General features: G+C 73.4%; 8 protein-coding genes and 1 riboswitch. Of the genes, 7 read left to right on the plus strand and 1 reads right to left on the minus strand.

Annotated features, from left to right (window positions below; all coding sequences use genetic code 11):
- From ABDW35_RS30420 to ABDW35_RS30440, 5 genes are all read left to right on the plus strand, one after another.
- Nucleotides 1-742 (plus strand): FAD-dependent oxidoreductase (locus ABDW35_RS30420; protein ID WP_343717589.1); only part of this gene is annotated, 742 nt, incomplete at its 5' end.
- Nucleotides 739-954: a sulfur carrier protein ThiS gene (thiS, locus tag ABDW35_RS30425; RefSeq protein WP_343717590.1), complete on the plus strand. Its 216-nt coding sequence runs from the start codon at nt 739-741 to the stop codon at nt 952-954. The genes ABDW35_RS30420 and thiS, both read left to right, overlap by 4 nt.
- 11 nt (nt 955-965) lie before the next feature.
- On the plus strand, nt 966-1,736 hold the full coding sequence (locus ABDW35_RS30430; RefSeq protein ID WP_343717591.1) for a thiazole synthase: 771 nt from the start codon (nt 966-968) through the stop codon (nt 1,734-1,736).
- A 102-nt stretch (nt 1,737-1,838) separates the two neighbouring features.
- Nucleotides 1,839-2,468, plus strand: a complete 630-nt coding sequence (locus ABDW35_RS30435) for a thiamine phosphate synthase (protein ID WP_343717592.1) — start codon at nt 1,839-1,841, stop codon at nt 2,466-2,468.
- A 28-nt stretch (nt 2,469-2,496) separates the two neighbouring features.
- Complete coding sequence (locus ABDW35_RS30440; RefSeq protein ID WP_343717593.1) at nt 2,497-3,636, plus strand: hypothetical protein; 1,140 nt, start codon at nt 2,497-2,499, stop codon at nt 3,634-3,636.
- A gap of 4 nt (nt 3,637-3,640) precedes the next feature.
- Here ABDW35_RS30440 and dapF read toward each other — a convergent pair whose 3' ends face one another.
- Complete coding sequence (gene dapF, locus ABDW35_RS30445; protein WP_343717594.1) at nt 3,641-4,480, minus strand: diaminopimelate epimerase; 840 nt, start codon at nt 4,478-4,480, stop codon at nt 3,641-3,643.
- 96 nt (nt 4,481-4,576) lie between these two features.
- Nucleotides 4,577-4,774: riboswitch (cobalamin riboswitch) on the plus strand.
- Nucleotides 4,775-4,867: 93 nt separating this feature from the next.
- On the opposite strand from dapF, the gene ABDW35_RS30450 reads away from it, so the two are divergent.
- Together ABDW35_RS30450 and ABDW35_RS30455 are read left to right on the plus strand one after the other, a co-directional pair.
- Nucleotides 4,868-5,449: a GNAT family N-acetyltransferase gene (locus ABDW35_RS30450; RefSeq protein ID WP_343717595.1), complete on the plus strand. Its 582-nt coding sequence runs from the start codon at nt 4,868-4,870 to the stop codon at nt 5,447-5,449.
- A 231-nt stretch (nt 5,450-5,680) separates the two neighbouring features.
- A partial coding sequence (locus ABDW35_RS30455) for a hypothetical protein (RefSeq protein WP_343717596.1) occupies nt 5,681-5,970 on the plus strand: 290 nt, incomplete at its 3' end.

Consider the following 5,970-nt stretch of genomic DNA (forward strand, 5'->3'; position numbering starts at 1 on the left):
CGAGCCGATGCTGCGGCCGGGCCTGGCCGCCGCCGTGCACAGCCCGGCCGATCATCAGGTCGATAATCGCTGGCTGGTGCCGGCCCTGGCCGAGGCGCTGCGCCGCGCCGGCGGCGGGCTGCACGACCATGCGGCGGTCGACTCCGTGATCCTGGATCGCGGCCGCGCAGCAGGCGTGATGGTGGCCGGCGAGGCGCGGCCGGCCGATGTCGTGGTGCTGGCCGCCGGCGCCTGGTCCGGCGGCATTCCCGGCATCCCGCGCGAGGCGCTGCCGCCGGTCCGGCCGGTGAAGGGCCAGATGCTGGCGCTGCAGATGGACCCGGCGGCGCCGCTGCTGCGCCATGTGCTGTGGGCCGGCAAGGCCTATCTGGTGCCGCGGATCGACGGCCGGCTGATCGTCGGCGCCACGGTGGAGGAGCGCGGCTTCGACACCACCGTCACCGCCGGCGGCCTGCTGTCGCTGCTCGACGCCGCCTGGCGGGCCCTGCCGGGGATCGAGGAGCTGCCGGTGATCGAGAGCTGGGCCGGGCTGCGCCCCGGCAGCCGCGACGACGCGCCGGTGCTCGGCCCCTCGGCGATCGAGGGGCTGGTGCTGGCCACCGGCCATCACCGCAACGGCATCCTGCTGCTGCCGGCGACGGTCGAGGCGGTGGCCGGCACCATCCTCGACGGCACGCTGCCACAGGCGGCGGAGCCGTTCCGCATCGACCGCTTCGCCCGGATCCAGGAGGCCGCCCAATGAGCGTGCCGGGGACCGTGAATGTGAACGGCGAAGCCGAACCCGCGGCCGGGGTCAGCGTGCTCGACCTGCTGCTGGCCAAGGGCATCGACCCGGCGGCGCGCGGCACCGCCGTGGCGCTGAACGACGCCGTGCTGCCGCGCGCCCGCTGGCCGGAGCATCGCCTCGCGGCCGGCGACCGGGTCGAGATCGTCCGCCCCTTCCAGGGCGGTTAAGGAGTAAAGCCATGCAGGATCCCTTCATCATCGCCGGCGTGGCGCTGCGCTCGCGCCTGTTCATCGGCTCCGCCGGCTACGCCAACCGGCAGCTGATGCTGGATGCGATCGAGGCCTCGGGGGCGGAGGTCGTCACCGCCTCGATCCGGCGGATCAGCCTGGAAGGCTATGCCGAGAGCCTGGTCGACCTGGTCGGCGACCGCTGGCGCCTGCTGCCCAACACCGCCGGCTGCATGACCAAGCGCGATGCGGTGCTGACCGCGCAGCTGGCGCGCGAGGCGCTGGGCACCAACTGGCTGAAGCTGGAGCTGATCGGCGACCGCGAGACCCAGTATCCGGACGTCGCCCAGCTGGTCGAGGCGGCGGAGGAGCTGGTGCGCGACGGCTTCGTGGTGCTGCCCTATTGCAATGACGACCTGGTCACTTGCATGCGGCTGGCCGACGTCGGCTGTGCCGCGGTGATGCCGCTGGGGTCGCCGATCGGCTCCGGCCTCGGTATCTCCAACCCGCATGCGATCGAGATGATCTGCAGCCGCATCCAGGTGCCGGTGGTGCTGGATGCCGGCATCGGCACCGCCTCGGACGCGGCGCTGGCGATGGAGCTCGGCTGCTCCGCCGTGCTGCTGTCGACCGCCGTGGCCAAGGCGCGCGACCCGGTGCGCATGGCCCGGGCCATGGCCGCGGGGGTCGAGGGCGGTCGCCTGGCCTCCCTGGCCGGCCGCATCCCGAAGCGCCGCCTGGCCGACCCGTCCAGCCCGCAGCTCGGCCTGATCGGGACGTGAGCGGAGATCGAGGCCTGGGCCACCCCCTCACCCTCCCGTCGCCAACGCGACGGGCCCCTCCCTCTCCCCGAGGAGAGGGGAACAAGGGCTGCGGGTGAGGGGATGGAGAGCCGACCTTGCCTGCCGTCGCCGCCGCTGCTGCTGATCACCGATCGGCGCCAGGCGGCGCGGCCGCTGACCGGCGTGGTGGCCGACGCCCTGGCCGCCGGCTGCCGCTGGGTCAGCCTGCGCGAGAAGGACCTGACGGCGGCGGAACGCCTGGCTCTGCTGCGCCCGCTGCGCGCCCTGGCCCGGCCGGTCGGGGCGGTGGTCACCGTCCATGCCGATCAGGAGGCAGCGGCCGCGGCCGACGGGCTGCATCTGGCCGCCGGCGGCGACCCGGTCGCGGCGCGGCGGCGGCTCGGCCCGGCCGCCCTGATCGGCGTATCGTGCCATTCCGGCGGTGAGGTCGACGCCGTCCTCGCCGTTGGGGCCGACTATGTCACCCTCGGCCCGCTGGCGCCGACCGCGAGCAAGCCGGGCTATGAGCCGACCCTGTCTCCGGCCGAAGCCGGCACTATCGCCGGGCGTCATCCGGGCCGGGTGATCGCGCTGGGCGGGGTCGGGCCCGATCTGGTGCCCGGCATCATCGCCTCGGGCTTCGCCGGGGTCGCGGTGATGGGCGGGGTGATGCGCGCCGGCGACCCCACGGAGCTGGTCCGCGAGTACCTCGTGGCGCTCGGCATGCTATAGGGGCGGCGCCGAGGGGAGCCCCGCCGCCATGAAGCTGCGATTGCGGCCGCTGCGCGTCCTGGAATTCGTCCTGGTCACGCTGCCGGGGCTGGTCGGGCTGTTCTTCGCCCTGCGCGCCGCCGCCCCGCTGATCGAGCTGGTCCAGGCCGAGCTGGCGCGCACGCCGGAGGTGCAGGAGGTCGAGGCGGCGCTGATCGCCCGGACCCGCGCCGCGACCTCGCCGGAGCAGATCGATGCCGGCATCGCCCGGGCCTTCGCCGATGACGACATCGACGGGATGGCGGTCTGGCTGCAGGTGGCCGGGATGACCGGCATCCCGGTCAAGCCGGAATGGCAGGCCCGCTACGCGGACGAGACCTCGACGGCCAGCACCGCGATACGGACCGCACGGCAGGCGGTGGCCGGCGCCGTGACCGGGGAAGGCCACGGCCTCTCCGGCCTGGCGGGGGCCTTCACCGCCGACATGACCTTCGTCGGTGACCTGCGCGATATCGGCCGCGAGCTGTGGCATTTCGGCAATGACGAGCCGGTGGACGAGCTGGCGCTCGGCCTGTCCGGCATCGGGCTGACGCTGACGGCGGCCACGTGGGGCTCCGGCGGGGCCGCGGCCCTGCCACGCGGCGCGGTGTCGGCCTTCAAGATCGCGTGCCGGACCGGCCGGCTGTCGGCGCGCTTCGCCGAGCGCCTCGGCCGGATGGTCGCCGATGTGGTCGATTTCCCGGCCCTGCGCCGCCAAGTGCGGGAGGCCGGGTGGCGGGACACGGTGATGCGGCCCGGCGCCGTCTTCGCCGCCGCGATCCGCCATGACCGGCTGGAAGGGCTGGACGAGGCCGTGGCCGCCGCGGGCCGGGTGGCCGACCGGGTCGGGCCGGCGCAGTCGGTTGAGCTGCTGCGCTATGTCGACGACGTGCCCGATCTGCGCCGCGTCGACGAGGTGTCGGCGGTGATGGGCGACCGCACCCTGGCCGTGTTCACGGTGCTGAAGCGCGGCGCCCTGGCCACGGTGAAGGCGACGATCCGCTGGTCGCGGCGCCTCGCCGACCTGGCCGCCACCGTGCTGTTCGGCGCGATCGGCTTCCTCTTCGGCCTGGTGTACTGGCTGCGGCTGCTGCTGCTCGGCCTGATCTATGGCGTCTGGTGGGGCTGCCGGGCCTGCTTCGCCCGCTGACCGGTCAGCCCTCCAGCAGGCCGCGCGACAGGATGCCGGCGAAGCTGGTCTCGGCCGGGCCGGTCATCAGCACATGGCCGTCGCTCTCGCGCCATTCGATCAGCAGCGTGCCGCCGTCCAGGTCGACCCACACGGTGCGGTCGGTCAGGCCGCGGCGCACTGCGGCCACGCCGGCGGCGCAGGCGCCGCTGCCGCAGGCCTGGGTGACGCCGACGCCGCGCTCCCACACCCGGTAGCGCAGCCGGTCGCGGCCCATCACCTGGACCACGCCGATATTGGCGCGCTCCGGGAACAGCGGGTCGTGCTCCAGCACCGGGCCGACGCCGTCGATCTGCACCTTCTCGGCCTCCGGCACGAAGAACACGGCATGCGGGTTGCCCATCGACACGCCGACCCCGTCGGTCAGCAGGCCGGACGACACCGGCAGGTGCAGCGTGTCAGCCTCATACGCCAGCGGGATGTCTTGCCAGCCCAGCCGGGCCGGACCCATGTCGACGGTGACGCCGCCTTCCGGGGCCTTGCGGCACTCCAGCAGCCCGCCGCGGGTCTCGACCACCAGCGCCTCGGCGCCGGTGTCGGCCATCACCAGGGCGGCGACGCAGCGCGTGCCGTTGCCGCAGGCGCCCGATTCGGTGCCGTCGGCGTTGAGGATGCGCATGAACACGTCGGCGCCCGCGCTCTGCGCCGGCTCGATCACCAGCAGCTGGTCGAAGCCGACGCCGCGGTGCCGGTCGGCGATGCGGCGGGCCTGGTCGGGATGGATCGTGATCGCCCGCTCGCGCGCGTCCAGCACGACGAAGTCGTTGCCCAGCCCGTGCATCTTCCAGAACGGCAGCCCGTCCATCGCCCTCTCCCCGGTCTCTCCCGCTCTCATATGGCATCAACAGGCCCCGCTGCGCGAGGGTCGAGCCCTGCGTGATCGACAGGGCGAGGGCCGGCGGCTAGCATGGCGGGCGACGGTGCCTCGGGAGACCGGGGTGAAAAGGGAAGCCGGTGCGCCTTTCGGGCAAGGCCGGCGCTGCCCCCGCAACTGTAGGCGGCGAGCCCGCGCCCGAAGCCACCGGACCGGTCCGGGAAGGCGGGCGCCCCGGGCGGCGACCCGCGAGCCAGGAGACCTGCCGTCGAAGTGTGCGTGTGACGGGGCGGGGTGTCCCCGGGCGGCACGCCGGACATCGGCCCTGCCCGTCCGGCTCCCTCCCGAGAGCCCCTGCCGAAGGCGGGAGATGCTGTGGTGACCGAACTGACCGTGCGGCCGCTGGGCGCCGCGGATGTGCCGATGCTGCTGGACATGCTGCGCGAGCTGGCGGCGTTCACCGGCGACCAGGCGGCGATGACGGCGCAGCGCGCCGATCTCGACGAGGCGCTGGCCGAGGTGCCGCCGCGCTTCCGCGGCCTGATCGCCGAGGATGGCAGCGGCGTGGTCGGCTACGTCACCTACACCATCGACTATTCGATCTGGACCGGGGGCGACTTCATCCGCGTCGACGACGTCTATGTCCGCGACCGGGCGCGCGGCCGCGGCATCGGCCGACAGCTGATGCGGGCCCTGGCCGATATCGGCGTGGCCCAGGAGATGCGGGTGCGGTGGGAGATGGCGTCGGACAATGCCGGCGCCCGCCGGCTCTATGACGGTATCGGTGCCGGGCCGGAGGACAAGACGATCTGGCGCTGGCCGGTCGCCGCCATGGAATCCTTCCTGAACCGGACCGAGCCGCCGCCGGCCCCCGATTCCGTACCGTCCGAGGCCGGCCGCGGCCTGCCGGGCGAGGACGGCTTCATCCTGGTGCTGCGCCGCGACCGCGGCACGGAATAGCCAGGGACTGAATCCTATTTCGGTTTGTCGGACATCGCTTTGCGCTTGCGTCCCGCGGGCGGTTGGGTGAGCTTTTGCTCGGACGGGGAGCATTAATTCGATTCCGGCCGCTATGGGCGGACCGGAACGGGCGCCGGACGGAGATGCGGATGATCCGAACCGGCGTGTGCATGCATCGATGGATTGTCATGCCGAGGGCCTAGGATTCTGGTCCCTTGCCGGAGGAACGCGATGACCGTCACCGCCGCCCAGCAGCCCACTCCCCGCCAGGATGCCGTGCAGCCGCCCCCGGGCGGAAAGCCGGGCACAGACGCCGCCGCCCGCTTCACCCTGTCGGTGCAGAAGGCGAAAACCGGCGATCCGGGCGGCTATGTGCCGGCCAAGGCCGATGCCACGCCGCCGGCTTTCCAGGACTACAAGGCGATCGGCCGGCCGGGCGAGGTCGGGCCCGACACCATCCGCTACGAGACCAGGGACGGCACCAAGGTCATCGTCGCCAAGGCGACCAACCCGGACCTGTA

It is taken from the genome of Inquilinus sp. (assembly GCF_039594555.1).
GTDB lineage: Bacteria > Pseudomonadota > Alphaproteobacteria > DSM-16000 > Inquilinaceae > Inquilinus.